This window comes from Lactococcus sp. EKM203L (assembly GCF_011800585.1).
Lineage (GTDB): Bacteria > Bacillota > Bacilli > Lactobacillales > Streptococcaceae > Lactococcus > Lactococcus lactis.
Genome location: NZ_JAALEQ010000006.1, coordinates 22,232 through 48,817, shown reverse-complemented (window position 1 = coordinate 48,817; position 26,586 = coordinate 22,232). Strand labels below are relative to the sequence as shown.

General features: G+C 33.6%; 17 protein-coding genes, 1 pseudogene and 1 other annotated feature. Of the genes and pseudogenes, 12 read left to right on the top strand and 6 right to left on the bottom strand.

The features are described from left to right. Positions 1-177: 177 nt before the first annotated feature. From HFD15_RS10210 to icd, 5 genes are all read left to right on the top strand, one after another. Positions 178-1,440, top strand: a complete 1,263-nt coding sequence (locus tag HFD15_RS10210) for an FtsW/RodA/SpoVE family cell cycle protein (protein ID WP_012897351.1) — start codon at positions 178-180, stop codon at positions 1,438-1,440. A 105-nt stretch (positions 1,441-1,545) separates the two neighbouring features. Continuing rightward, entirely contained in the window at positions 1,546-4,959 is a 3,414-nt protein-coding gene (locus tag HFD15_RS10205) for a pyruvate carboxylase (protein ID WP_058208568.1), read from the top strand. 123 nt (positions 4,960-5,082) lie between these two features. Beyond that, positions 5,083-6,408 (top strand): citrate/2-methylcitrate synthase, encoded by a 1,326-nt coding sequence (locus tag HFD15_RS10200; protein WP_058208567.1) that lies wholly within the window; start codon positions 5,083-5,085, stop codon positions 6,406-6,408. Continuing rightward, positions 6,405-8,951, top strand: coding sequence for an aconitate hydratase AcnA (gene acnA / locus HFD15_RS10195; RefSeq protein WP_167593619.1), 2,547 nt, complete (start codon positions 6,405-6,407; stop codon positions 8,949-8,951). Before HFD15_RS10200 ends, acnA begins: the two co-directional genes overlap by 4 nt. Before the next feature lie 20 nt (positions 8,952-8,971). Further along, on the top strand, positions 8,972-10,210 hold the full coding sequence (icd, locus tag HFD15_RS10190) for an NADP-dependent isocitrate dehydrogenase (RefSeq protein ID WP_058208565.1): 1,239 nt from the start codon (positions 8,972-8,974) through the stop codon (positions 10,208-10,210). Between the two features lie 65 nt (positions 10,211-10,275). Here icd and HFD15_RS10185 read toward each other — a convergent pair whose 3' ends face one another. Then, positions 10,276-10,875, bottom strand: coding sequence for an ATP-dependent Clp protease proteolytic subunit (locus HFD15_RS10185; protein ID WP_003129593.1), 600 nt, complete (start codon positions 10,873-10,875; stop codon positions 10,276-10,278). A gap of 196 nt (positions 10,876-11,071) precedes the next feature. On the opposite strand from HFD15_RS10185, the gene HFD15_RS10180 reads away from it, so the two are divergent. Together HFD15_RS10180 and spx are read left to right on the top strand one after the other, a co-directional pair. After that, the gene (locus HFD15_RS10180) at positions 11,072-11,602 is read left to right on the top strand and encodes a hypothetical protein (RefSeq protein WP_003129594.1); all 531 of its coding nucleotides are present in this window, start codon (positions 11,072-11,074) and stop codon (positions 11,600-11,602) included. A 159-nt stretch (positions 11,603-11,761) separates the two neighbouring features. Further along, positions 11,762-12,160 carry a transcriptional regulator Spx gene (spx, locus tag HFD15_RS10175; protein WP_003129597.1) on the top strand — a complete coding sequence of 133 codons (399 nt, stop codon included), beginning with the start codon at positions 11,762-11,764 and terminating at the stop codon, positions 12,158-12,160. A gap of 382 nt (positions 12,161-12,542) precedes the next feature. On the opposite strand, the gene HFD15_RS10170 is transcribed toward spx, so the two are convergent. Next, positions 12,543-13,706, bottom strand: coding sequence for an ABC transporter permease (locus tag HFD15_RS10170; RefSeq protein WP_017864224.1), 1,164 nt, complete (start codon positions 13,704-13,706; stop codon positions 12,543-12,545). 249 nt (positions 13,707-13,955) lie between these two features. Further along, positions 13,956-13,999, top strand: a sequence feature (sodium ion sensor (DUF1646 type); this cis-regulatory element may regulate processes involved in with the transportation of sodium ions). 51 nt (positions 14,000-14,050) lie between these two features. Here HFD15_RS10170 and HFD15_RS10165 point away from each other — a divergent pair. The 5 genes from HFD15_RS10165 to HFD15_RS10145 all read left to right on the top strand — a co-directional run bounded on the left by HFD15_RS10165 (position 14,051) and on the right by HFD15_RS10145 (position 22,197). Continuing rightward, on the top strand, positions 14,051-16,807 hold the full coding sequence (locus tag HFD15_RS10165; protein ID WP_058208564.1) for a cation-transporting P-type ATPase: 2,757 nt from the start codon (positions 14,051-14,053) through the stop codon (positions 16,805-16,807). Positions 16,808-17,293: 486 nt separating this feature from the next. Further along, positions 17,294-18,325 (top strand): acyltransferase, encoded by a 1,032-nt coding sequence (locus HFD15_RS10160; protein WP_058208563.1) that lies wholly within the window; start codon positions 17,294-17,296, stop codon positions 18,323-18,325. Positions 18,326-18,329: 4 nt separating this feature from the next. Further along, positions 18,330-19,550, top strand: coding sequence for a glycosyltransferase (locus tag HFD15_RS10155; RefSeq protein ID WP_058208562.1), 1,221 nt, complete (start codon positions 18,330-18,332; stop codon positions 19,548-19,550). A gap of 272 nt (positions 19,551-19,822) precedes the next feature. Continuing rightward, entirely contained in the window at positions 19,823-20,716 is an 894-nt protein-coding gene (locus HFD15_RS10150) for a polysaccharide deacetylase family protein (protein WP_167593620.1), read from the top strand. A gap of 26 nt (positions 20,717-20,742) precedes the next feature. Beyond that, the gene (locus tag HFD15_RS10145) at positions 20,743-22,197 is read left to right on the top strand and encodes an LPXTG cell wall anchor domain-containing protein (protein WP_167593621.1); all 1,455 of its coding nucleotides are present in this window, start codon (positions 20,743-20,745) and stop codon (positions 22,195-22,197) included. A gap of 89 nt (positions 22,198-22,286) precedes the next feature. Here the strand turns inward: HFD15_RS10145 and brnQ are convergent, their stop codons facing one another. The 4 genes and pseudogenes from brnQ to HFD15_RS10125 all read right to left on the bottom strand — a co-directional run bounded on the left by brnQ (position 22,287) and on the right by HFD15_RS10125 (position 26,179). After that, complete coding sequence (brnQ, locus tag HFD15_RS10140; RefSeq protein WP_058221040.1) at positions 22,287-23,645, bottom strand: branched-chain amino acid transport system II carrier protein; 1,359 nt, start codon at positions 23,643-23,645, stop codon at positions 22,287-22,289. Between the two features lie 236 nt (positions 23,646-23,881). Then, a complete protein-coding gene (locus HFD15_RS10135) occupies positions 23,882-24,154 on the bottom strand; it encodes a GNAT family N-acetyltransferase (protein WP_021214922.1) in 273 nt (90 codons plus the stop codon). Next, positions 24,154-24,425: pseudogene (locus tag HFD15_RS10130) on the bottom strand ((4Fe-4S)-binding protein). Before HFD15_RS10130 ends, HFD15_RS10135 begins: the two are co-directional and overlap by 1 nt. 606 nt (positions 24,426-25,031) lie before the next feature. Beyond that, positions 25,032-26,179, bottom strand: a protein-coding gene (locus HFD15_RS10125) for an IS3 family transposase (protein ID WP_167595244.1) whose coding sequence is annotated in 2 segments (ribosomal slippage) — positions 25,032-25,927 and positions 25,927-26,179 — 1,149 coding nt in all. Because the reading frame shifts where the segments join, the coding sequence is not laid out codon by codon here. Positions 26,180-26,586 lie beyond the last annotated feature (407 nt).

Here is a 26,586-nt window from a genome sequence, read left to right as displayed (position 1 = left end):
GACAGATAAAAAATTTTAATCATAATTTTGTGGACTATTTATAAAAGAAAAAATTCAGTTTAAAAAATATATTCGGAAATACCTTATCTTTGGTTGGTAGAAACTTATAAGCACTTTGAAAATCTTTATAAATTATTCAACTCATGCTATAATAATATGAATGAGGAAAAAAAGATAATGAATTTAAATAAGAATAATTTTTTAAACTACTCTATATTGATTCCATACCTAATTCTTGCAGGAATTGGTATTGTGATGGTTTTTTCAACCACGGTTCCTGATCAGTTACAAAAAGGATTAAATCCTTATAAATTAGTAATTAACCAAACAGCATTCGTATTATTGAGTCTCATTATGATTGCAGTGATTTACCGTCTGAAACTTAGAGCCCTTAAGAATAGAAAAATGATAGGAACAATAATGGTTATTTTGATTCTGTCATTAATATTTTGTAGAATAATGCCTTCCAGTTTTGCTCTGACAGCACCCGTAAATGGAGCCAGAGGTTGGATTCATATTCCAGGAATCGGAACTGTGCAGCCAGCAGAATTTGCCAAAGTTTTTATTATCTGGTATTTAGCCTCAGTTTTTTCAACAAAACAAGAAGAAATTGAAAAACGTGATATAAATGAGATTTTTAAAGGAAAGACGCTCTTTCAGAAACTGTTTGGTGGTTGGCGATTACCCGTAGTTGCCATTTTATTGGTTGACCTTATCATGCCTGACCTAGGTAATACTTTGATTATTGCTGCAGTTGCTTTGATAATGATTGGAGCCAGCGGTATATCTTGGCGTTGGTATTCCGGCTATTCAAAATTAATTCTATCTTTGATGGCCATTTTCTTAGGATTTCTTTTCATTGTAGGTGGAAATATCATTCCAAGTTTCTTACCCATCGCTTATATCAATAAACGATTTGAAGCTTTTGTTAATCCTTTTACAGACTTAGCCAATTCTGGACACCAGTTAGCTAATTCATACTATGCTATAGTTAATGGTGGTTGGACAGGGCGTGGTTTAGGAAATTCGATTCAAAAAAATGGTTTCTTACCAGAAGCTCAAACTGACTTTATCTTTCCAATTGTCGTGGAAGAATTAGGAATCATTGGCGGAATTATTATTCTAGCTATTCTCTTTTTCTTGATAAGCAGAATGTTAATTGTTGGAATTCGTGCTAAAAGTGCCTTTAACTCACTCATTATGATTGGGGTATCTGGTTTATTGTTAGTTCAAGTCTTTGTCAATGTGGGTGGAGCAATCGGAATTATTCCAGAAACAGGAGTAACCTTCCCTTTCCTATCACAAGGAGGGTCGTCCTTCCTTGTCTTATCGTTGGGAATTGCATTTGCATTAAATATTTCAGCTGATGAGAAACGAAGAGAAGTTTCTGAGCTCTCAAATCATTATAGTAGCAGTGTCCCAACTTATGAAAACGATTGACAATTGTCAGTCGTTTAAAAGTGTATAAAAGATTTTTATAATATATGAAAGAGTGAAAGGTAATGACCAATTACCTTTCCAAGCAAGCCTCATTAAGGAGTCAAAATGAAAAAACTACTCGTCGCCAATCGTGGAGAAATCGCCGTTCGTGTCTTTCGTGCCTGTAATGAACTCGGACTTTCTACTGTAGCCGTCTATGCAAGAGAAGATGAATATTCTGTTCATCGCTTTAAAGCAGATGAATCTTATCTAATCGGTCAAGGAAAAAAACCAATTGATGCCTATTTGGATATTGATGATATCATTCGTGTTGCCCTTGAATCAGGAGCAGATGCTATTCACCCAGGTTATGGCCTCTTATCTGAAAATCTCGAATTTGCTACCAAAGTTCGCGCAGCAGGTTTAGTTTTTGTGGGTCCTGAACTTCATCATTTGGATATTTTCGGTGATAAAATTAAAGCTAAAGCAGCTGCCGACGAAGCGAAAGTTCCAGGAATTCCCGGAACAAATGGAGCAGTAGATATCGACGGCGCTTTAGAATTTGCTAAAACTTACGGTTATCCAGTTATGATTAAGGCCGCTTTAGGCGGTGGTGGTCGCGGAATGCGAGTTGCGCGTAATGATGCTGAAATGCATGATGGTTATGCTAGAGCAAAATCAGAAGCAATTGGAGCTTTTGGTTCTGGCGAAATCTATGTTGAAAAATATATTGAAAATCCAAAACATATTGAAGTCCAAATTCTTGGAGATAATCATGGAAATATTATTCACCTCCATGAGCGTGACTGTTCAGTACAACGACGTAATCAAAAAGTCATTGAAATTGCGCCAGCCGTGGGACTTTCACTGGACTTCCGTAACGAAATATGTGAAGCAGCAGTCAAACTTTGTAAAAATGTTGGCTATGTTAATGCTGGTACAGTTGAGTTTCTTGTTAAAGATGATAAATTTTATTTCATTGAAGTAAATCCACGTGTTCAAGTTGAACATACAATTACGGAACTTATCACAGGTGTAGATATTGTCCAAGCTCAAATTTTGATTGCTCAAGGTAAAGACTTACATAGAGAAATTGGACTTCCAGCACAGTCTGAAATTCCACTTTTGGGTTCAGCAATTCAATGTCGAATCACAACAGAAGATCCACAAAATGGATTCTTGCCAGACACAGGTAAAATTGATACCTACCGTTCACCAGGTGGTTTTGGTGTACGTTTAGATGTCGGAAATGCCTATGCTGGATATGAAGTAACTCCATATTTTGATTCACTTTTAGTAAAAGTTTGTACTTTTGCCAATGAATTTAGTGACAGCGTAAGAAAAATGGACCGCGTTCTCCATGAATTCCGTATTCGTGGTGTCAAAACAAATATTCCTTTCTTGATTAATGTTATTGCTAATGAAAACTTCACAAATGGTCAAGCAACAACAACCTTTATTGATAATACACCAAGTCTGTTCAACTTCCCACACTTACGTGACCGTGGAACAAAGACGCTGCATTATTTATCAATGATTACAGTCAATGGCTTCCCAGGGATTGAAAATACTGAAAAACGTCATTTGGAAGAACCACGTCAACCCCTTCTTAATCTTGAAAAGAAAAAGACAGCCAAAAATATCTTAGATGAACAAGGTGCTGATGCTGTTGTTGATTATGTTAAAAATACAAAAGAAGTATTATTAACAGATACAACTTTACGTGATGCTCACCAATCCTTGCTTGCTACTCGCTTACGTTTACAAGATATGAAAGGAATTGCCCAAGCGATTGACCAAGGGCTACCAGAACTTTTCTCAGCTGAGATGTGGGGTGGTGCAACCTTTGATGTGGCTTACCGTTTCTTGAATGAATCACCGTGGTATCGTCTACGTAAACTACGTAAACTCATGCCAAATACCATGTTCCAAATGCTCTTCCGTGGTTCAAATGCAGTTGGTTACCAAAACTATCCAGATAATGTGATTGAAGAATTTATCCGAGTAGCGGCGCATGAAGGTATCGATGTTTTCCGTATCTTTGATAGTCTTAACTGGTTACCCCAAATGGAAAAATCCATTCAAGCCGTTCGAGATAATGGGAAAATTGCAGAAGCAACAATTTGTTATACGGGAGATATCCTAGACCCAAGCCGACCAAAATATAATATTCAATACTATAAAGACTTAGCAAAAGAATTAGAAGCAACAGGTGCTCATATCTTGGCAGTTAAAGATATGGCAGGTTTATTGAAACCTCAAGCTGCTTATCGTTTGATTTCAGAATTAAAAGATACCGTTGATTTGCCAATTCATTTGCATACACACGATACTTCAGGAAATGGAATTATTACATATTCTGGTGCAACTCAAGCAGGTGTAGACATTATTGACGTAGCAACAGCGAGTCTTGCTGGCGGAACATCTCAACCATCAATGCAATCTATTTACTATGCACTTGAACATGGTCCTCGCCATGCCTCAATTAATGTAAAAAATGCTGAACAAATTGACCATTATTGGGAAGATGTTCGTAAATATTATGCACCATTTGAAGCGGGTATTACAAGTCCTCAGACAGAAGTTTACATGCATGAAATGCCTGGTGGTCAATACACTAACCTAAAATCTCAGGCAGCAGCAGTTGGTCTTGGACATCGTTTTGATGAAATCAAACAAATGTATCATAAAGTTAACATGATGTTTGGAGATATTATTAAAGTAACTCCTTCTTCAAAAGTAGTTGGAGATATGGCTCTCTTTATGATTCAAAATGATTTAACAGAAGAAGATGTTTATGCGCGTGGTAACGAACTTAATTTCCCAGAATCTGTAGTATCATTCTTCCGTGGAGATTTAGGACAACCAGTGGGTGGCTTCCCAGAAGAATTACAAAAAATTATCGTGAAAGATAAAGCCGTAATTACTGACCGTCCAGGCTTACACGCAGAAAAAGTTGATTTTGAAACTGTTAAAGCAGACCTAGAACAAAAAATTGGCTATGAACCAGGAGATCACGAAGTTATCTCATATATCATGTATCCACAAGTTTTCCTTGATTATCAAAAAATGCAAAGAGAATTTGGAGCAGTTACGCTACTTGACACTCCTACTTTCTTACATGGAATGCGTCTCAATGAAAAAATTGAAGTACAAATTGAAAAAGGTAAAACACTCAGCATTCGTTTAGATGAAATAGGAGAACCTGACCTAGCTGGAAATCGTGTTCTCTTCTTTAACCTAAATGGTCAACGTCGAGAAGTCGTAATTAATGACCAATCTGTACAAACTCAAGTTGTGGCTAAACGCAAAGCCGAAACAGGAAATCCAAACCAAATTGGAGCTACTATGCCAGGTTCTGTTCTTGAAATTTTAGTTAAAGCTGGTGACAAAGTTCAAAAAGGTCAAGCCTTGATGGTTACTGAAGCCATGAAAATGGAAACAACTATTGAAGCACCATTTGATGGCGAGATTGTTGACCTTCATGTGGTTAAAGGTGAGGCAATTCAAACTCAAGACTTGTTAATCGAAATTAATTAATATAAATTAAACCTACCTTTTGGGTAGGTTTTTTATTTTTCTTCAAAAAAATATTTAAATTTTCAGAAAATATATAATTTTCGGAATAAAAAGTGTATAATAATGAAATAGATGGAGGCGTTTATGAATTTATTAAGTAAAGAAGAAAAAATGATTAAAAATTCACAAATTCCTAGTGAATTTTACAAAAAGTATAATGTTAAAAAAGGTTTAAGAGACATTAATGGGAAAGGAGTTTTAGCGGGTTTAACCAATATTTCGGCGATACATTCTTTTGATAAAGAAGGAAACCAAATTCCCGGTATTTTAGAGTATAGAGCTTATAATATTAAAGATATTATTAATGATTTAAGAAAAGAAAATCGTTTTGGTTTTGAAGAGATGACTTATCTATTGTTATTTGGAGAACTTCCCACGGCAAATGAACTTCAGGGATTTCAAAACCTTTTAGCCAGTAGGAGAACTCTACCAGAATTTTTTGTCCGTGAAACTATTTTAACCAACCCTTCAAGTGACGTGATGAATTCGATGAGCCGTTGTATACTAGCTCTTGCTAGTTACGATGAGAAAGTTTCAGATATCTCGATTGAAAATGTTTTAGAACAATCTTTGGGACTTATTGCTGATTTTCCACTTCTTGCGATTTACAGTTACCAATCTTATGTTCATTATTTTAAAAAAGAAAGTCTTTATATCCATTATCCTGATCCAAAAATGACGACCGCTGAGAATATTTTACGAATGCTTCGCCCAGACTGCCATTACACAGAGGTAGAGGCTAAAGTATTAGATATTGCCTTGATTCTTCATATGGAACATGGTGGAGGTAACAATTCGACTTTTACGACTCATGTGGTCACCTCAAGTGGAACAGATACTTATGCTACAATTGCTGCTGCCCTTTCCAGTTTAAAAGGGCCTAAACACGGTGGGGCTAATATTAAGGCAGCAAAAATGTTAGAAAATATAAAAGAAAATATTTCTAATTATGAAGATGATGCTGAAATAGAAAAGTATCTCCATAAAATCTTAAATAAAGAAGTTTTTGATAAGCAAGGATTAATTTATGGTATTGGTCATGCCATTTATAGTGTAAGCGACCCACGGTTTGAGGTTTTTAAATCCTATGTCGAGACTTTAGTAAAAGAAAAAGGATTGGAAGAGGAATTCAAGTTATATGAAAAAGTTGCAAGGCTAGCTCCTAAAGTAATATCGGAAAATCGGAAAATATATAAAACGATTTGTCCAAATGTTGATTTCTACTCTGGCTTTGTCTATAGAATATTAGAAATTCCACAAGAATTATTTACTCCATTATTTGCGATTGCTAGAATTGTAGGTTGGTTAGCACATCGTATAGAAGAACTAATTAATATGAATAAGATTATCCGTCCAGCCTATGAAAGTGTCTTAGAATCAAAAAATTATATAAAGTTGGGGGAAAGATGAAAAAAATAAGTATTTCTAATAAAATATACCATTATTATGATATCTCAGAAACTGAAAGAATTGAAGACTTTCCATATAGTTTACGAGTTCTTTTAGAAAGTTTGCTTAGACAGAAAAATGATGAGAATATTAATCAGGCTCATATTCAATCCGTTAAAGACTATTTAAAAGGGGAAGTTGGTCAAGAAACAGTTTTCTTACCAAGCCGTGTTGTTCTTCAAGATTTCACAGGAGTTCCAGCTATTGTTGACCTTGCGGCAATGAGAGACGCAATGGTTGAATTAGGAAAGAATCCTGAACTAATTAACCCAGAAATTCCAGTGGATTTAGTAATTGATCATTCTGTTCAAGTAGATTTTCAAGGAAATGAAGAGGCTTTTCTGTTAAATTCAAAAAAAGAATTTGAACGTAATCGTGAACGTTACGAATTTTTAAAATGGGCAGAGCAATCTTTTGATAATTTTAGAGTAGTCCCTCCAGCAACAGGTATTATTCATCAAGTTAATATTGAATATTTAAGTGAAGTAATTACCGAAAAAAATGGGGTTTTATATCCAGATAGTGTTTTTGGTACAGATAGTCATACAACAATGATTAATGCCCTTGGTGTTCTTGGTTGGGGAGTAGGAGGAATTGAAGCAGAAGCAGTGATGCTAGGAGAGCCTAGCTCATTGCCTGTTCCAGAAGTAGTAGGAGTTAGATTAATAGGTAATTTAGGAGCATTTGCTACTGCAACAGATTTAGCTTTGACAATGACACAAATTTTACGAGATGAAAAAGTGGTAGGAAAATTCGTTGAATTTTTTGGAGAAGGACTAAAAAATTTAAGTTTAGCAGATAGAGCAACAATTTCAAATATGGCTCCTGAGTATGGTGCCACCTGTGGATATTTTCCGATTGATAATGAAACTTTGAAATATCTTCGGGCGACAAATCGTTCTGAGGAAGTGGTTGCGCGAGTAGAAACCTATGCAAAGGCAAATAAGTTATTTTATGACGAAAAACGTGAACCATACTATAATAAGACGATTAATGTTGATTTAAGTGAAGTAGCAACACGATTATCAGGTCCCTCTCGTCCCCAAGATATGCTTGAATTGTCTGAGCTAGCAAATAACTTTGAAGACTTTGCTAAAAAACAAAAACCTCTGGAAGAAGAGGATGGAAAAATTGCAATTGCCGCTATTACAAGTTGTACCAATACGAGTAATCCACATGTTATGATGATGGCGGGATTACTTGCAAAAAATGCAGTAGAACAAGGCCTTACGGTTCCTAGCTGGGTTAAAACTTCATTAGCTCCTGGTTCAAAAGTTGTTACATCTTATTTAGAGAAAGCGGGTCTCCTTCCTTATCTTGAAACGTTGGGATTTTATGTAGTAGGATATGGCTGTACAACCTGTATAGGTAACTCAGGGCCACTTTTAAGTGAAATGGAAACAGAGATTAGAAATAAAGAACTGATTGCAACGAGTGTTTTGAGTGGCAATCGAAATTTTGAAGGTCGAATTCATCCATTAGTGAAGGCGAACTATCTAGCAAGTCCTCCATTAGTAGTTGCGTATGCTTTAGCGGGTTCTGTTCGTAAAAATCTAACAACTGTTGCTCTGGGGACTAATCTAGAAGGTGAAAAGGTATATTTGAAAGATATTCTGCCAACTTCTGATGAAGTGAATGATTTAGTGCAAAAATACGTAACAAGTGATTTATATGCTGAAAGTTATGCTAAGATATTTGATGAAAATACAGTCTGGAATAATATCAAAACAAAGAAAAGTGAAGTTTATGACTGGAAATCTGAATCTACCTATATTTCTAATCCACCATATTTTGAAAACTTAACTATGATAAATAAACCGATAGCTTCACTTTCAAATTTACATGTTTTAGCAAAATTTGGTGATTCTATCACAACTGACCATATTAGTCCAGCAGGGAATATTCCTTTAAAATCCCCAGCTGGGGATTATCTAAGTTCTCGAGGTCTTGCTTATAAGGATTTTAATAGTTTTGGGTCAAGACGAGGAAATGATAAAGTAATGACAAGAGGAACATTTGCTAATATTCGTATCAAAAATCAGCTTGTTGCTCCTCTTGAGGGAGGCTATTCTCTATTCAATAATGAAACATTACCTATTTATGAGGTAGCTAAAAAATATAAAGAACAAGGACAAGGATTAATTGTTCTTGCTGGTAAGGATTATGGAATGGGTTCCAGTCGAGACTGGGCGGCCAAGGGAACAAAATTACTTGGAGTCAAGGCTGTAATTGCTGAGAGTTTTGAACGTATTCATCGAAGTAATCTCGTCATGATGGGTGTTCTTCCCCTACAGTTTCTAGATAATGAAAATGCCGAAACTTTAGGATTAAGTGGTTATGAAAGTTTTTCTATAGAGCTACCAGAAAATCCCAAAATTCATGAAAAAATTACTGTAAGTACTGCCGAAAAAAACTTTGAGGTTCTTTTACGCTTTGATTCTCAGGCGGATTTAGATTACTATGCTAATGACGGTATAATGCCTTATGTGATTCGGAAAAAATAAAAAAATAGGTGAAAATTATTATGAAAATTGAGATGAAAAATGGAAAATTAGTTGTGCCAGATTATCCAGCAATTGGTTATATTAGAGGAGATGGTGTTGGCGAAGATATTTTTCCTCAGGCGCAAAAAGTTTTTGATGCTGCGGTTCTAAAAATTTATGGTCAAAAAAAGAAAATAGAATGGCAAAAATTATTGGCAGGAGGAGAAGCATTTGAGACTTGTGGAGAATATCTGCCCAAAGAAACTCTCGCTCATATTAATGAAAATTTAATTGCGATAAAGGGACCACTAATGACCCCGGTCGGTGAAAGCTTTCGTTCAATTAATGTTAATTTAAGACAAAAAATGGATTTATATGCTTGCGTAAGACCAGTTGAATATTTTAAAGGGATAAAATCCCCAGTTAAGGCGCCAGAAAAAGTTGACATGACAATTTTTCGAGAAAATACAGAAGATATTTATGCAGGTATTGAATTTGCTAGTGAAACAAATGAGTCTCACAACTTATTAAAATTTTTAGAAAAAGAATTGAATGTCCATTCTATTCGCTTTCCAAAAACTTCAGCACTAGGAATAAAACCTGTTAGTCCTGAAGGAAGTAAACGACTGGTTAATGCGGCTTTTGAGTACGCTCTGAAAATGAACAAAAAAAGAGTGACCTTTGTTCATAAGGGAAATATTATGAAATTTACTGAAGGAGGATTTAGAAATTGGGCCTATGAGGTTGCTAGGGAATATCCAACTTTTACAAAACTAGAATACGATGAAATCAAAAATGAAAGAGGAAGTTTACAAGCTGAAAATGAGAAAAAAGCAGCATTAAAATCAGGAAAAATTTATGTAGATGATGTAATTGCTGACAACTTCCTCCAACAGATTATTTTAAATCCTGAAAATTTTGAAGTAATTGCCACTCTTAATTTAAATGGTGATTATATTTCAGATGCACTTGCCGCACAGGTTGGAGGAATTGGAATTGCACCAGGTGCGAATATTAATTATAAAAGCGGTCATGCTATTTTTGAAGCAACTCATGGAACAGCTCCAGATATCGCTGGAAAAAATATAGCAAATCCTTCTAGTCTAATTTTATCTGGAGTGATGATGTTTGAGTATTTAGGCTGGCAAGAGGTAGCTGAATTAATCAAAATTGCTCTTTCATTTTCATTCAGGAATGGAAATTTGACAGCTGATTTAGGTGGAAAACTTTCAACTTCAAAATTTTCCGACGTTTTAATTGATTTTATAAAAACATATTAAAAAAATAGATTGATAATCAGAAAAATAAAAAAGCCCTGAAATCAGGGCCTTTAAGATTTACATCATTATTTTAAGGAATTATTTTCCATAATTTCATCGATGAAACCATATTCCAAAGTTTCTTTGGCATCCATCCAATGGTCGCGTTCAGCATCTTTGTGAATTTGTTCAAGTGAGCGATTAGAATTATCAGCAAGGATTTGTTCCAAACGTTTACGAGTTTTCAAAAGTTGCTCAGCAACAATAGCCATATCAGTTTGTTGAGTGCCTTGACCTGTACCACCCATTGGTTGGTGAATAAGATATTCAGCATTTGGCAACATGAATCGTTTGCCTTTTGTTCCGCTTGAAGCAATGATTGTTCCCATAGAAGCAGCCATTCCCATAACGATAGTTTGAACGTCTGATTTGATAAAATTCATTGTATCAACAATGGCAAGACCAGCAGATACAGAACCACCAGGCGTATTTACGTAGAGATAAATATCTTTAGTGTTATCTTGTGCGTCCAAGAAAAGAAGTTGAGCAATGATAGAATTTGCCATTCCATCTTCAACAGGTCCTGTCAGCATGATAATGCGGTCTTTTAAAAGTCGTGAATAAATATCATAAGCACGTTCGCCACGGCTTGATTGTTCAATAACGGTAGGTACTAAATAACCCATAGATTGAATCTCCTTTATAAATAAGATATGAATTTAATTTTAGATAAAATTGAATTCATTTGTTTATTTTTCTATATTATAACTCATTGGTCAAAAAAGGTCAAAGAATATTGTCTTTTTTTATGACTTTTCCTAAAACTTGATAAAAAAAGAGTTTAAACTTTCTTAACGCTTTCAAATTTGTTATAATTATGACATGAATACAGAACTTATTATTGCAATGATTTTTGGTCTGATTATTGGCGCGTGGCTAATGGTTGCAGGCATCTACATTTACAAAATTTATGATGAAAATCGTTATAAGAAACGATTAACAATTGAAAAATTACTTCGTGAAATTGAAGTTCGTAACACACTTAATCAAAAAGTGATTGAAATTCTTAATCGCCCAATTACTGGGAGTGATAAAGAATTAATTAATCCTCAAAGTGATGTAAAAGTTCCTTTTTACGATTATAATTTTTTGAAGAACTACACTTCAATGTATAATTTATACATTCCAACTTATTTTTTGAATACATTTTTCAAAAAGCTCTCTCACCATTTGGCTGTATTTGATGACGAGCAGGACTTGAAAAATGGGGGATACATTTTCAAAGAGTCTCGTACAATTTTCGAGAATTTTTCTGTCGAAATTACTGATGATATTGAGGCAAAAAAACGAGAGTTACAAAAGGCTAAAAATGTTTATCCATCAATGTTGAAAAAACAACATTATAATATCTAATGCAGTGAAAAAAACTACTGATTTCAGTGGTTTTTTTATTGAAAAAATTTGTGAAAAAATTTTGAAAAGGTCTTTTTTTAAGTCTATAAATATGGTATAATTGTACAATCATTGATGTTTAATACTATTAGATAAATAAATATACACGAAGGAGAGACGATGATCACAATCTATACAGCACCCTCTTGTACGAGCTGTAAAAAAGCTAAAACTTGGCTTTCATATCACCACATCCCATTTAACGAAAGAAATCTCATCGCGGATCCTTTATCAACAACAGAGATTAGTCAAATTCTACAAAAATGTGACGATGGTGTTGAAGGGTTAATTTCAAGTAGAAATCGCTTTGTGAAGACTTTGGGTGTTGATTTTGAAGATATTTCACTTTCACAAGCAATTAAAATTATTTCTGAAAATCCACAAATCATGCGTCGTCCAATTATTATGGATGAAAAACGTCTTCATGTTGGATATAATGAAGAAGAAATTCGCGCTTTTTTACCTCGTACAGTTCGTGTTTTAGAAAATGGTGGCGCTCGTTTGCGTTCAGCAATTTAATTCATAATTAAAATATTCATTTATTGGAATTTTTATAGACGCATTTGCGTCTTTTTTTGTTGAAAAAAAAACCACTGCCAGAAAGGAACAATGGTTTTTTGTTGAGTGCATAGTAATTATTATTGGATAATAAAAGAAAATGAATTAAAAAAATATTTTATGGTTATTGTTATCCTTCAAATTCAATATCATCAAGTGTTGTGGCTGAAATAAAAATTGTGGGTAAGTATGGATCAACTGCAGAAACTGCAGCAAGTGAAAGGAGCAGTAAGCTTTTAAATTCCATGATGAACCTCCAACCAAAATGTATTTGTGAAAATATTATAACACAATTTTCTGAAAATTCAACCTTTTTGTTTTTCTTATCTGATGCTTGAGGTAATTACTTTTGAAGGAGCTTTACTTGCCATTCGTTTCCTTCTTGAATAATTCCCCTGAGTGAATTGATAAACATAACGAGCCAGGTAAAAGCTATAGCAAAAGCAATAATTTCAAAGACCGTTAATGAGAGATAGTGAATTCCCATAAAGGCAACGGCAGACAAAATTAATGCTATCAAAGCAGTCCAAGATAATGCTAAAAATTCTTTAGAAATGGTGGGAACTAACCATTTAAGAAAGATAATCATAATAAGAACAACCGCAACCAGACCAAATGCAGAATTATTATGTATAGGCATTGTCCATGATTGGGCTGGAAAAATTCCGACGAAAGCGATCAAAAATGCTATGAGAATATAAAAAATACGAATTATTTTAAATTTATAATTGTAAAGGCTACTCTTAGAAAACTCGGCAAAGAGAAAATCAGTTATGGTAAGAAGAATAAGAGCAGAAAATATTAAGGTAATATTGAACTGCCAGTGCTGTGTGGCTTCACCAGTTCCTAAGAAGCTGAAGTTATGTTGCCACCAATCTTTTTGATTGTTTGTTGCCATTGAAACAAGAATACCCCCTATGAAAGTGGTAAAGAGGAGCAAAATAAGATTAGGTAAAGTGATGGAAAGAGCTGCTGAAATAAGAAAATAAAAGATGATTCCAACAAATACTAAGACAAGAAACCCTGCAGTAAAGGGGTCAAAAGTTACTCCGCTAAATGTTTTGCCAATTATGTACCAAAAAATGATTTGAACAGCGAAAGAAATACTTGTATAGGCTACCGATAGCGTTAAAGTTTCTCTAAAAATTTTAAATTTAGATTTGGATAAGTCACAACTTTTGCGAAGATAAGTCCATATGAAACCAAAAAAACCAAAAAGAGTTGATAGAATTATGCTCAAACTTGCAACAGAGAGGTGGCGGCTCCCCGTAAATGCGATTTGTGGATGATTGGTACTTAAAAAGATAAGCAATGCAATTATTCCAGATGCTAAACTAGGTACTATAAAATAGTGTAAAGCTAAATTTTGTTTATTGGTATGATTAATTTTCGGATTTTCTAATAATATCTGTTGATTTTCTAAACGGATTGATAGTTGGTCATTTTCTGCATAATCACTTAATTTATTATAAAGTTCTTCAGGGATTTCTAAGTAATTTTTAGTCATGATATTCTTTCTAGCTTTAAAATAATGGATAAATTCATTTTTATAATACATAATATGAATTCATACATTCTAATAATATTTTACCATTTAACTTATTAAAGGGGCTACTAGAACTTATTTGTTTTGAGAATGGAAGGTATGATTTGAGTTTTAATATAAGTATATATTGTGTTGTAGTCAAAACAATATAAAATGGATTGACTTACGATATGGATAATGTTAAAATATAATTAATTAAATAAACGACTAGGTTGGGCGCAAGCTTCAAGACATATCTCCAAGGGTGAGGAGATTGTTTTGAGGTTTGCGCTCTTTTTTGTCGTTTTTTACTAGAAAGGGATGATATGAAATTTTATCAAAAATCCAAAGAAGAATTATTACATAGTTATGATGTTAAGATAGATAGGGGACTTTCGAGTACTCAGGTTACTGATAATCGAGAAAGATATGGTGAAAATAAACTTCCAGAAGAAAAGGAAGAAAGCTATTTAAAAGTATTTTTTAAAAGTTTTAAAGAACCAATAATCATTGTTTTATTAGGGGCAGTCGCTCTATCATTTTTTAGTTCATTTTATTCATTCCAAATAGTTGGAGATAAAAAACATGGTTTAGAATCTTTATATGAAGCGATTGCTATAGCTATTTTGATTATTATAAATGCATTTTTAGGTTTTTGGCAAGAAATCAGTGCTCGTAAAAATCTAAATTCACTAAAAGAAATGAACAATCGTTTTGCATCTGTACTAAGAGATGGAGCCTTAGAAAAAATGTCATCAAATGAGCTAGTTGTTGGTGATATCGTAAAAGTTACAGTAGGTGATTTTGTGGAGGCCGATATAAGATGGTTAGAGCTTGATGAACTTCAATTAATTGAGTCTCATTTAACGGGTGAAGCTGATGCTATAATAAAAAATATAGAGGTCATTAATGAAAACGTCGAAATTGGTGATCAAACGAATATGGGATTTTCTGGCTCTATCGTTTCAAATGGACAGGGAATTGGAATAGTCGTAGCCACGGGAGAAAACACAGAACTTGGGAAAATTTCTCAGTTGATGAAAGATGAGGGAATAAAATCATCTCCATTACAAGAAACCGTAAAAAAACTTACTAAAACACTGATGAAAATATCCGCTGGGATTGTTTTATTAACTTTTGTATTTGGATTAATCAGTTCTGGAGAATTTTCAATTAACTCAATTACTTCAGTATTTTCAACCTCAATCGCTCTCGCAGTTGCCTCTATTCCAGATGCTTTACCAGTTGTTCTCTCAATAGTATTGACAATCGGTGCAGTCAAAATGTCAAAAAATAAAGGTCTGATTAAAACACTAAGTAGTGTGGAGACTTTAGGGAGTACTTCTTACATCTGTTCTGATAAAACAGGTACATTGACCCAAAATGAGATGACCGTTACAAAATTTTATGCTAATGGTCACCTGTATAATGTGGATGGTCTGGGATATCGTTCCATTGGTGAAATTCACTTGGTAGCAAAAGGTGAAAAAAATGTAAATTTTGCTCAATTTATGAAAAATATCGTTTTGTGTAATGATTCAAGTGTCAAAGAAGTTGAGGGGCAAGTAAAAACTTTTGGTAATCCTACAGAAGTTGCTCTTACCGTTCTTGGTAGTAAAGCCGGCTATAGCAAGAATAAGCTATTAAAAAACAACAAAATTATAAGAACTCTTCCTTTTAGTAGCAGTAGAAAAATGATGAGCGTCATTGTTCAAAATGATGAAGGATTCTACGTTTATACCAAAGGAGCACCAGATGTTTTAATGGAAAAAGCTTCGGGGATTTTGATTGGAGATATAGTTGACCAATCTGAGCAGTCAAAAGATAACTTTATTAAAGTGGTAGATGATTATGCGGATGAAGCACTAAGAACCTTGGCTGTGGCATACAAAAAAGTTGATGAAGAAGAGGCATTATACGGAACTACGGAAGACGTAGAAAAAGATTTTATATTAACGGGAGTTGCAGGAATAATTGATCCTCCACGAGAAGAAGTGAAAGAATCAATCAGACAACTTCATGATGCAAATATTAATGTGGTTATGATTACGGGGGATCATGAAAAAACAGCTCGTGCGATTGCCTATGATTTGGGGATTGTAAAGGAAAAAAATGCAACAGTTTTAAAGGGAATTGACCTTGAAGAAATGTCAGATCAGGAGCTTTATGCAGAAGTAAAAAATGTTAATGTTTATGCAAGAGTGACACCAGAGCATAAGCAACGTATTGTTAAACAGCTCCAAAATCATCAACAAGTTGTTGCTATGACCGGAGACGGAGTAAATGATGCTCCAGCTTTAAGAGCTGCTGATATTGGAGTGGCGATGGGAATTACTGGTACAGAAGTAACTAAAGATTCTGCAGATCTCATTTTATTAGATGATAAATTTACAACGATAGAAAAATCAGTTTATAGCGGTCGTACTATCTATGCTAATATAAAAAACTTTATGAGACACGAACTGACAACAAATGTTGCTGAAGTTTTGGCTCTTGTATTAGGTTTAGTTTTATTTAGAAGTAGTGTTGGAAATGTAGCAGCAATGACTCCGACATTGACTGCTTTAATGGTTCTTTGGGTTAATATGGTGAGTGATGCGATTCCATCTTTTTCTTTGGGTTATGATGTTGCGGAAACAGATTTGATGAAAGAAAAACCACGGAACCCTAATGAATCTATTCTTGCTAACCACACGTGGTCTAGGGTTTTGATTAGGGGAACAGTTATGGGAGCGATGGTTTATCTTGGATTTCTCCTGGCTGCTCAAAATGGATTGAACGCTAGTGAAGCACAAACAGTTGCTTTTCTGACTTTAGTTTATGGACAATTATGGCATGTATTTGATGCAAGAAGTTCAAGAACATTGTTTAGACGTAATCCTTTTGGGAATATTAGACTTGTTGGAGCAGTGTTATTTGCAGGAGTTTCTTCATTTTTAGTAACAATCATTCCGTTTTTCAATAGTGTGATGGGAACTGCTCAGTTAACATTACCTGTATATCTACTTGTGATTTTTATTCCTGCTCTACCTACATTAATATTGTCAGGAATAAAAGAAGTTTTTAAAATAAAAATATGGTAAATCAATGCAAAAAAATACTTACTTGAGTAAGTACTTTTTTTGTATGTTACTAATTACAAGCTGATATTTGTTTTTGATTTCTAAATTTGCAATTTAGAGTATTACTTAATATGTTTAAAATCATCGTAAGCGCTAGTTTATAAAGGATATATCGCTTTTTTTATTGATTGATATTTTACTTTATAGGGTTTAATAATAACTAAAAATGAATAATATGATGATATCAAGTAATTTTTGTAAGCTATATATTACAATATTTCTTTTTGTTATGTTATACTGTGATAAATTGGTGGATTGCAATCAAAAATTAATGATTTTCGATAGTTATAAATCCATACTAAATTAAAGTTAGGAGAATAACATGGTTTCGAGACAACTTAGTGATGTAAAGGAAAAACAATTGTAAATTTTGAATTGAGCGGTTTATAACCCAAATTAGAGAAAGGATTTATAGGAGCAAAATTTTTCTGCTATAAATATAAAAAAATGAAACGTAATTCATCAATAGATTTAATGAAAAGTTGTGCAATATTCTTTGTCATTTCGGTCCATTTTTTATTAAATTCGGGCTTTTATGATATGACAATTCATTCCACTTTAGGAATTTTTTGGGTTGGGATAAGAACGATTTTAATTACTTGTGTGCCCTTGTTTTTAGTGGCAACTGGATTTTTAATGAATCGAAAAGAATTAAGTGCTCAATATGTTCTGGGAATAGTTCCTGTCATCATTTCATATATAGGCATATCTTTATTAGTATGGGGAGTTCTATCTCTTGTCGGAAGAGGAAGCGACTTCTCCACAGCCATAAATGGAATTTTTGATTATTCAACCGATTCTTACTCTTGGTATGTTGAAATGTATTTAGGACTTTATCTTTTTATCCCTTTATTAAATATTATCTGGAATTATAAAAAAGAAATAAAAAATTATCATTTATATATTGTCTTTATCGCAAGTTTGCTAACATTCTTACCCTCTTTATTAAATAGTTTTGGAAAAGTTATTCCAGACTATTGGCAAATTTGTTATCCCGTTAGTTATTATTTTATTGGAGCTTACCTTTATACTTATCAAAATGAAATAAAGAAAATTTCAATAGGAAAACTTGTTACAGCATTCTTAAGTGCACTTACGATTTTTACTTTGACGGACACTTTTGCAAGTTGGAATCAAGAATTTCAGTGGCTAGACCACAATGATTATTTTGGTTATCAAACAGCCACAATGACAGTATTAGTTATAGCAATCTTGTGGAGAATTCCCATTCCAAAATGGAGCGTTAGGTTGCTAAAGGCTCTATCTACCGCTACTTTAACTATCTATCTTATATCCGATTTAACGGATCAGTTTGTCTATGGATTTTTTAAGCATGAAATTCCAAACTTAAGTCAACGAGTGATAGCAGGACCGATTATTATTCCAGTAGCCTTTACTAGTGCGGCATTACTAGGAATTTTTGTGGGAAAAGTTTTAAATTTCCCTTTTAAGAGAAAAAAAGAAAGAAAGGAAAATTAAAACTATGATAATCTCAACAATGGTAGATGTTTATGTTGTTTATTATCCGATTATCTTGTCCTTCATTTGGGCAAGTGGTGCTTTTTTATCTCGGTGGAAAGAAAGAGATAAGAAAGCAATTGGTGAAACAAAAGAATTTGAAAAAATTAGTATTGTTATTTCTGCGTACAATGAAGAAGAAACGATTGAGGAAGTTTTATTATCACTACGTAATCTAAATTACCCTTCCCTAGAGATCTTTATTGTTGATGATAAGAGTAGTGACCGCACTTTGGAGAAACTTTATGAAGTAAAAAAATCTTTCGACGATTGGGAAACATTAACTATTCTTGAGCAAAAGGAAAATAAGGGAAAAGCCACGGCTTTAAATGTTGCTTTGCAACAAGTTAACAGCAAGTATATGCTTGTTATTGATGCGGATTCATATCTTTCTAAAGATGCTCTATCTTATTTATTGGCCGAATTAACTTCTAGTTCAGATATTGGGGCTGTGACTGGACGACCTATTGTTAGAAACAGAACAACTCTATTGGGGAAATTACAAACCTTAGAGTATTTAAGTGTGATTGATGCGATTAAGAGAGCACAAAGTCTTTTTCTAGGTGCAATAATGACCGTATCAGGTGTGATTGTTATGTATCGTGTAGAGGCTTTGAAAGAAATTGGGGGCTTTAATACCGAAGTGATGACGGAAGACATTGATGTCACTTGGCGACTTCATCGTAATCAATGGAAAGTCAAATATGTCCCTAAAGCCTTAAGCTATATTCTCGTTCCTGAAAATTTAAAATCTCTTTTAAAGCAACGGAGAAGATGGGCAGTTGGTGGAGTAGAAGTATTAATTTCAAATTTATCATGGGTTTTTAAAAGAGGAGAATTTAAACATCGGTTTCTTTTGATTGAAATGATTTGTAGTCATATTTGGAGTTGGTTTTTCTTAATAGAATCTTATCAGTATTTTCTCCAAATGCTGTTAAATCAAGAATTCAAAGTATCGGGTCAAATTATCGTGATTTTTGTTCTTATTTCATTTTTTGTATTCTTTTTAGGACTTAATAATGATAAAGGGGAGAGTCGCTTATCCTTGACTGATAAATTAATATTTCCAGCTTATCTTGTTGCTTATTGGTTTCTAAATTTGATTAGTGCTCTTTCTGCTGAACTTGTTGTTTTAACTAATCGGACAAATAAAGGAAAATGGGAAAGTCCTGATAGAGGGGTGTAATAATGGAATTAGTAATACGTAAAAAAATGAAAAAACGACATTTTTTGGAATTCTTGGCTGTTTCACTATGTTGGCTGTTTATATTAATTGTTTTCGTTCTTTTATTAATCTCTTTGCTGGGGATATATAGTGATGGAATTATCTCTGTTTTTGTAATCATTGGGTTTCCAATCATAAATTGGGAAGATATAATTTATGATTTGTTTTGTCTTCTTTCAATATTAACGATTCCTAGTCTTTATATTTTAACGAAGGAGGCTTAGATTTATAATATGAAATTTAGTAAAAAGAATATTTTTTTGATATTGATGTTTGGTCTTATTGCTATCTTGGTGTTTATGTCCACACGTGAAACAAAAAAATATGTACAAGATGGAAAAAAGGAGCAGCCAGATTTTGCTTATGAGAGTTTGCTTAAAGACAATGATGGAATTATTGTTCTTTGTTATCACCGTGTGTTAAAAGATACGGTGGTTACAAATTTCGCTTATTCAATTTCGCATAATTCTCAACTCCATGAATATAATGTATTCTTGCAAGATTTTGAACAGCAAATGACATTTTTAAAGAAAAATCATATTAAAGTTTTGACTAGTTCAGAACTGATAGAGAAGCTTAATAAAAAAGAGGTGATTGGCAAAGCAGTAGTGATTACTTTTGATGACATTGATAAGTCTTTGCCAGAGAACGCTTATCCAATAATGAAAAAATTAGACTTACCCTTTACGCAATTCATTATCACGGGAAAAGTTGGACAAACCATTGATGGTTCACAAATGTCGACTTGGAAAGAAATAAAGAAAATGAATGAAAATCCTTTGATTACTTCAGGGCTGCATACGAATGACTTACATTATCAAGAAAACTTTGAACCGATTTTATCTACTAATATTTCAAAAAAAGTAGTGCAAAAAGATTACCAAAAAAGTCAGAAAGCATTTGGTGAGAAGTTAGATCAAAAAGGAAAAGTTTTTGCTTATCCCTATGGAGCACAAAATAAAGACTTAGAAGATTATATGCTACAAGATGGAATTCAAGGAATATTCACACTATCTCCAGGTGTAGTGAATAATGAAACACTATATAGTAATATTCCTAGGTTGATTGTTACGAAGGATAATTGGAAAACTATCAAACATTGGCTCTTAAGTGAAGGGACACAATAATAAGAGAAAATAAGAAGGAGATATTCATGAAGGCGAAGAATAAGTCATTTAAATTATTAATGGTTCTGAGTTTATTGATGTGCTTGGTTGGAATTAATTTATTTAAAACTTCAAATGTATTTGCTGCTGACTATGGAAATAAATTTATAACGGGACATGAACTGACTGATGATTTGGGAAATACGAAAACAGATTTTGGTATTTATGATGATGTTCAGGCTCATTGGGATTTTGATATTCCAGTGGGAAGCGTTTCTCAGGGGGATACAATGAGTGTCAATGTTCCTGATTTATTAACTTTATCAAAAGATATTACTTTTGAAATAAAAGATGAAGCTGGAAATATTATCGGAATGGCGGTTGCTAATCATCTTACGGGGGTGGTAACTGTTACTTTTTCAAAACTTGTTGAAAATGCAACTTCAGATATTAAAGGTTCATTTTCCGTTTGGGTTAATTGGGATGAACAAAAAGTAGAGGAAGACACAAAGGTAGTAGTTGATTGGAAAGATGGAGGAACAACAGAGGTTAGCATTGGTCCGGCAACAGGACCGGATAAAGATGAGGTACTTTATAAATGGGGATGGGTTGACGAGAATGATTCAACCTTAATTCATTGGCAGGTTCGGATCAATTATGCTAAAGAAAATATCCAGAAAGCTATTTATACTGATATTATTGGCGGGAATCAGAATTTAGTTTCTGGTTCGATTTCGGTAGCTAATGTGACTTATAGTAGCAATGGAGAGAATTATAATGTTGATAGCTATTATCCTCAAGCTAGTATTTTAGAAAATGGCGTGAACGGATTTACCGTGAATTTAGGTGATATTTCAAATACGATTATTGTCGATTATTCAACGAAGGCAACGGATGGAGGGCTTTCTCAACAGTATGAAAATAGAGGAGAATTGACGGGAGAAAATATTGAAAAACAGGTAGTGGAAGTTCACACTCCTAACAATGGTGAAAATGGAAATGCAAGTATGAAACTTTCTATTTCTGGAGAGAAAACTTGGATTGATGAAAATAATGCACGTGGTTTAAGACCAAGTTTTATTAGTATTGAGTTATATCGGAATGGAGAGAAAGTTGATTCACGAGATGTGACGGCTAAAGAAAATTGGAAATATTCGTTTACCGATTTGGATAAGTACGATGAAAGTGGGAAACTTTACGATTATGATGTAAAAGAGGTGCCTGTTAGTAATTACACGAGTCAACAGGAGGGGTATAATTTTATAAATACAATCATCCCTGTTAAAGAAGAAACTCCTGAAAAACCCGACCAATCAATTACTACTCCTAGTTCATCCTCACAAGTAATGTCGGTTTCGTCTTCTTCAATGGAATCAGAACCTTCTGAAGAGTTGCCTAAAACGGGGGATAGCCCAAGGGATTTTTTCAAAGTGTTGGGAATACTTCTATTGATTTCTGGGGGTCTTGGAATGATTTATATTAGGAGAAAATCAAAAATTTAATTATCTGAGATGATGTAAAAGAAAAGGAGTTATCAATTATTTGAAACTCCTTTTTATATATTGTAGGCTCTCAACTTTTATGAAAGTGTTTAAGACTTTTTATTTTTATATACAGTAATCGCAATTTGACATAAACATCCGATGATAAAGCCTAAAACCGCTGGAAGAATCCAACCCATTCCTAGGGAGAAAAAGGGTAGAAAGTCTTTAGCAAAATTAATTATTACTGATATGAAAGTAATTGTGTGAAGACTGGCTGGAAGAGCATTGAGTCCGTCGATAATAGCCGCTAAAAGTGTAAAAGCAGTTGTTATCTGATAAACGAGTCTAGAATATTTAAAAAGTGGGCTTAATAAAGCTAATAAAATAAGGATAATGGCTAAGGGATATAAAAACATGAGGACTGGAACCGAAAGTTCTATAATTTTTGTCAAACCAATATTTGCAAAGATGCAAGGAAGAATACTTACGATGAGGAGATAAAAACGATATTCTTTTTTAGGAAATAATTCGACAAAGGTTTCAGAAAAGGCAGACATTAAGCCAACGGCTGTTTTTAAGCAAGCGATGATGACAATGAGTGCTAAGATAATCATGCCGAAATTTCCTAAGTAGTGGTTGGAAATTTGAGCGAGAGCAATTCCACCATTTTCACTAATAGCAAATTGCCCAAGACTCATAGCACCTAGGTAAGAAAGGCAGGTGTAAATGATAGCCATTAGTCCTACACTGATGAGGCCAGCTTTTATGGTTTCTTTAGCAATAATTTTAGGATTTTTTACGCCACGTTGGCGAATAGTTGTGATGATAATGATTCCAAAAGCTAAGGCGGCCAAGGCATCAAGAGTATTGTAACCTTGTGTGAAACCTGTCAAAATAGGAGATGCTTGATAGGTTTTACCAATTTCTGCTTGGCTAACTTTTCCTAATGGATGAGTGAAAGCAATGACCAAAATAATACCTAACAAAACCAAAAAGAGGGGATTTAAAAATTTTCCGATATAATCTAAGAGTTTTGTTGGCTTTCTAGACAGAAACCAGGCGGTTCCAAAGAAAAGGATACTAAAAAGAGCCAATAGTGGAGCTTGGAGTTCATGACTTAAAAAAGGTGAAATTCCAATTTCAAAAGAAGTGGTTGCTAAGCGAGGAAGAGCAAAAAAGGGGCCAATAACGAGATAAAGTAAAATTGTAAAAATATAAGCATAAATACGATTGACTCGGGAAGCTAACTCAAAAACCCCGTTACTTTGAGAAATTCCCAGGGCGATAATTCCTAAAAAAGGAAAGCCGACTGCCGTAATTAAAAAACCAAAATTTGCTTGTGAAATAGCGGCTCCGGCTTCTTGACCCATATGTATTGGAAAAATTAAATTTCCTGCACCAAAGAAAAGTCCGAATAACATTGACCCTATAAAGAGGTAATCTTTACCAGCTAATTTTTCCTCCATAAATACTCCTTATAATTGATTTGTTTGATAGATAAAATAATGAATTATTATAGCAAAAAAATTGTGAATTTACAACACAATTTTATAGAAAACATGACGATTGATTTTATTAAGCCTTTTAAATTACCAAGTAAATTCAGAGTTAAAGTAAAGTTTGAAGAAAATTTTTTCTCTTGCTTAATTTAGAATACATAAAAAGGACCCCGCTAAAAGGTCTTTTATATTTAAAAATTAGCTTATTTCAAAACATCAGTTAATTCTTCTTTGTGTTCTCTGAAATATTTGACGGCATAAGGGCAAGTGGCTCCTAATTTTAATTGTTCGCGTCTTGCTTTTTGGATTCCGGCAAGAACTAATTTTTCGGCTAGGCCTTGACCGCGATAGTCAAGTGAAACGCCAGTATGAGTGATTATTATTGAATTATTCATAGGCATATAGGCCATTTCGCCAATGACTTCTCCTTTATCTGACAGAAGTTCAAATAGATTTTCTCTTTCAATAATGTTCATTAGTTTTTCTCCTTCGCCAAATATTTTAGTGCTCCGGAAGGGCATCTATTGATTACTGATTGATTGGAAGCGACATCGCCATTATCGGGGATAATCCAAGGCTTACGGCCAACTTCAAATACAAAGGATTTCCTCTAACACATTCACCTGCATGCTCACAAATTGCTACATTGTAATAAATATCCATGTTTTCACCACGATACTTACGATAATCATTTTTCAATAGTTGTTCTTCATTCGCAGCTTCGCCAAATAATTTTGAATTATCCATTTTCTTCCTCCTGTTTACGGTTGTATTTTTTTATATGACATTTGTCAAGCTGCTTTATCAGAATGATATCTATAGAAAGCATTGAAAAATAATATAGGGGTCTAGGAAGAGATGAAAGAGATATACAGATATGTTATAATATAAATGCTTATTGACTTTTTTGTCTTGGAAAAAAATGAAAATATGTTTTAGGGTTGATTAAATAAAAGTAAAATTAATTAATCAATGACAGATTAATAAAAAAGAGAAAAAACTCTAGTAATAAATTGGAAAATTTTTTGCTTAAAAAATTACGGAGAAGGAATTTCAAATAAGATAATGGAAATTTTTGATACACATATAAAGTGCGTTTTAACCTAGTTTTAAAAGATTTACTGTTAATAAAAATAAAATGAACCAAAGAACTAACCAAAGCAAAACTATACAGCATTTACTTTATCCAAAACCTACTGTAAAATTTATAGTAGGTTTTGTAGTTTAAAATATTAAAGTAAATTTACAAATAACTCTTAAGTGAGATAGTCTAAATAAATGAATTGATGTGCACCCCAAAAGTTAGACTTTTTTGGAAAGTCAACGAAAAACTAGACACGGAGTTAAGAGAATTTAAGAATTATATTTTTCAAAGTCTTTTGGAGACTTGTAATCAAGACCTGAATGCATCCTTTTTGTATTGTAATAGGTCTCAATGTATTTAAATATTTCTTGAGTAGCCTCAGCTCTTGTCTCAAAATGAGCATCATTAATAAGCTCCCTCTTTAGCGTCTTATAAAAAGACTCCATCATTGCATTGTCATAGGGATTTCCTTTACGACTCATGCTAGATTGAGCACCGACTTGACGAAGAGTAGATTGATAACGAGAGCTTGTATATTGACTCCCTTGATCAGTATGGACAATCAAGCCAGGCTGAGGATGTTCTTTCCCACAAGCTTGTAAGAAGCAATCCCTCACCAGTTTATCTTGCATCCGTGAAGACATTGACCAGCCTACAATCTTACGTGAAAAAACGTCGATATTCACGGCTAAGTATAAGGTGCCTTCTTTGGTAGGGATATAGGTCATGTCTCCCAGCCATACTTTATTAGGAGCTGTTGCTTTAAAGATCTGATTAATTAAATTGGGTCTTGAAAGCGAAGCTCCTTTTCTGTTGTAATGTTTATATTTATATCGGATTCCCTTGGCATAAAGTCCCATCAAGTGCATCAGTTTCCCAACACGTTTCGTGTTGGTCATAATACCAGTATTATGAAGTACCTTGGTAATTCTAACCGCACCATAGCGTCCCTTATGCTCATGAAAGACAGCTTTTATCTTCTCTGAGAGAATTTCTCTCTCCACTTGTTGTTTTGAAGGACGACGATGCATGTATTCATAGAAACCTGAGCGAGAAACCTTAAGAACTTTTACTGCATGCTTAATTTTTATCTTCCCATGATGTTTCAAGAGAAATTCAAAACGTTTTACCTGCTTCGCTTCAAGAAGACCCGGAACTTTTTTAGAAGTTCAAGTTCCTCCTGAAGATAACGATTTTCTTTCTCTAACAATTTAATCTTATGTTGAGCATCAGCTAGGGCTGTCCCATTGCCTGGAAAAGCACTTTCTCCATATTCTTCAACTTCTTGAACCCAGCGATAAAGACTATTGGCATGAACCTCAAGCTCTTGGCTGACTTCTTTAACAGAGTAACCCTCTTCAAGAATGAGTTTTACTGCAGAATTTTTAAATTGTTTATCGAATTTTCTTCTTGCCATAATAAACCTTTCCACGATTTCTCTTAACTTTGTGTCTAGTTTATTATAACCTTTCCATTATGCTTGGATTTTTTATTGTTTAATTCCCTTTTTTGTATACAAGCTCGTATTCTTAACAAATAATTGGCATATCGGGTTTAAAAATACTATGTGTTTTAAAGAATCTCTCATGAGTTTGACGCCAATAACTTAGATTAAAATCACCGTCACCTTATTTTTAGGCACGTTCGGCAGTAACCTTATCAAAGGTATCTCAGTCATTAAGTTTCATGATAGTATTTACTATTTTGATGGTTTTTGTTATTATCCAATCGTTAAAATGACAAAAACAAATAGATAAATAGATAAATAGATAAATAGATAAATAGATAAATAGATAAATAGATAAATAGATAAATAGATAAATA

What these genes read in the sequence shown, in the direction of transcription:
- brnQ (WP_058221040.1), bottom strand. Translation starts at nt 23,645, where the DNA reads ATGGAGGAAAAATTAGCTGGTAAAGATTACCTCTTTATAGGGTCAATG.
- HFD15_RS10180 (WP_003129594.1), top strand. Translation starts at nt 11,072, where the DNA reads ATGAATACAGAACTTATTATTGCAATGATTTTTGGTCTGATTATTGGC.
- HFD15_RS10165 (WP_058208564.1), top strand. Translation starts at nt 14,051, where the DNA reads ATGAAATTTTATCAAAAATCCAAAGAAGAATTATTACATAGTTATGAT.
- HFD15_RS10205 (WP_058208568.1), top strand. Translation starts at nt 1,546, where the DNA reads ATGAAAAAACTACTCGTCGCCAATCGTGGAGAAATCGCCGTTCGTGTC.
- HFD15_RS10185 (WP_003129593.1), bottom strand. Translation starts at nt 10,875, where the DNA reads ATGGGTTATTTAGTACCTACCGTTATTGAACAATCAAGCCGTGGCGAA.
- HFD15_RS10210 (WP_012897351.1), top strand. Translation starts at nt 178, where the DNA reads ATGAATTTAAATAAGAATAATTTTTTAAACTACTCTATATTGATTCCA.
- acnA (WP_167593619.1), top strand. Translation starts at nt 6,405, where the DNA reads ATGAAAAAAATAAGTATTTCTAATAAAATATACCATTATTATGATATC.
- icd (WP_058208565.1), top strand. Translation starts at nt 8,972, where the DNA reads ATGAAAATTGAGATGAAAAATGGAAAATTAGTTGTGCCAGATTATCCA.
- HFD15_RS10155 (WP_058208562.1), top strand. Translation starts at nt 18,330, where the DNA reads ATGATAATCTCAACAATGGTAGATGTTTATGTTGTTTATTATCCGATT.
- HFD15_RS10135 (WP_021214922.1), bottom strand. Translation starts at nt 24,154, where the DNA reads ATGAACATTATTGAAAGAGAAAATCTATTTGAACTTCTGTCAGATAAA.
- spx (WP_003129597.1), top strand. Translation starts at nt 11,762, where the DNA reads ATGATCACAATCTATACAGCACCCTCTTGTACGAGCTGTAAAAAAGCT.
- HFD15_RS10160 (WP_058208563.1), top strand. Translation starts at nt 17,294, where the DNA reads ATGAAACGTAATTCATCAATAGATTTAATGAAAAGTTGTGCAATATTC.
- HFD15_RS10170 (WP_017864224.1), bottom strand. Translation starts at nt 13,706, where the DNA reads ATGACTAAAAATTACTTAGAAATCCCTGAAGAACTTTATAATAAATTA.
- HFD15_RS10150 (WP_167593620.1), top strand. Translation starts at nt 19,823, where the DNA reads ATGAAATTTAGTAAAAAGAATATTTTTTTGATATTGATGTTTGGTCTT.
- HFD15_RS10200 (WP_058208567.1), top strand. Translation starts at nt 5,083, where the DNA reads ATGAATTTATTAAGTAAAGAAGAAAAAATGATTAAAAATTCACAAATT.
- HFD15_RS10145 (WP_167593621.1), top strand. Translation starts at nt 20,743, where the DNA reads ATGAAGGCGAAGAATAAGTCATTTAAATTATTAATGGTTCTGAGTTTA.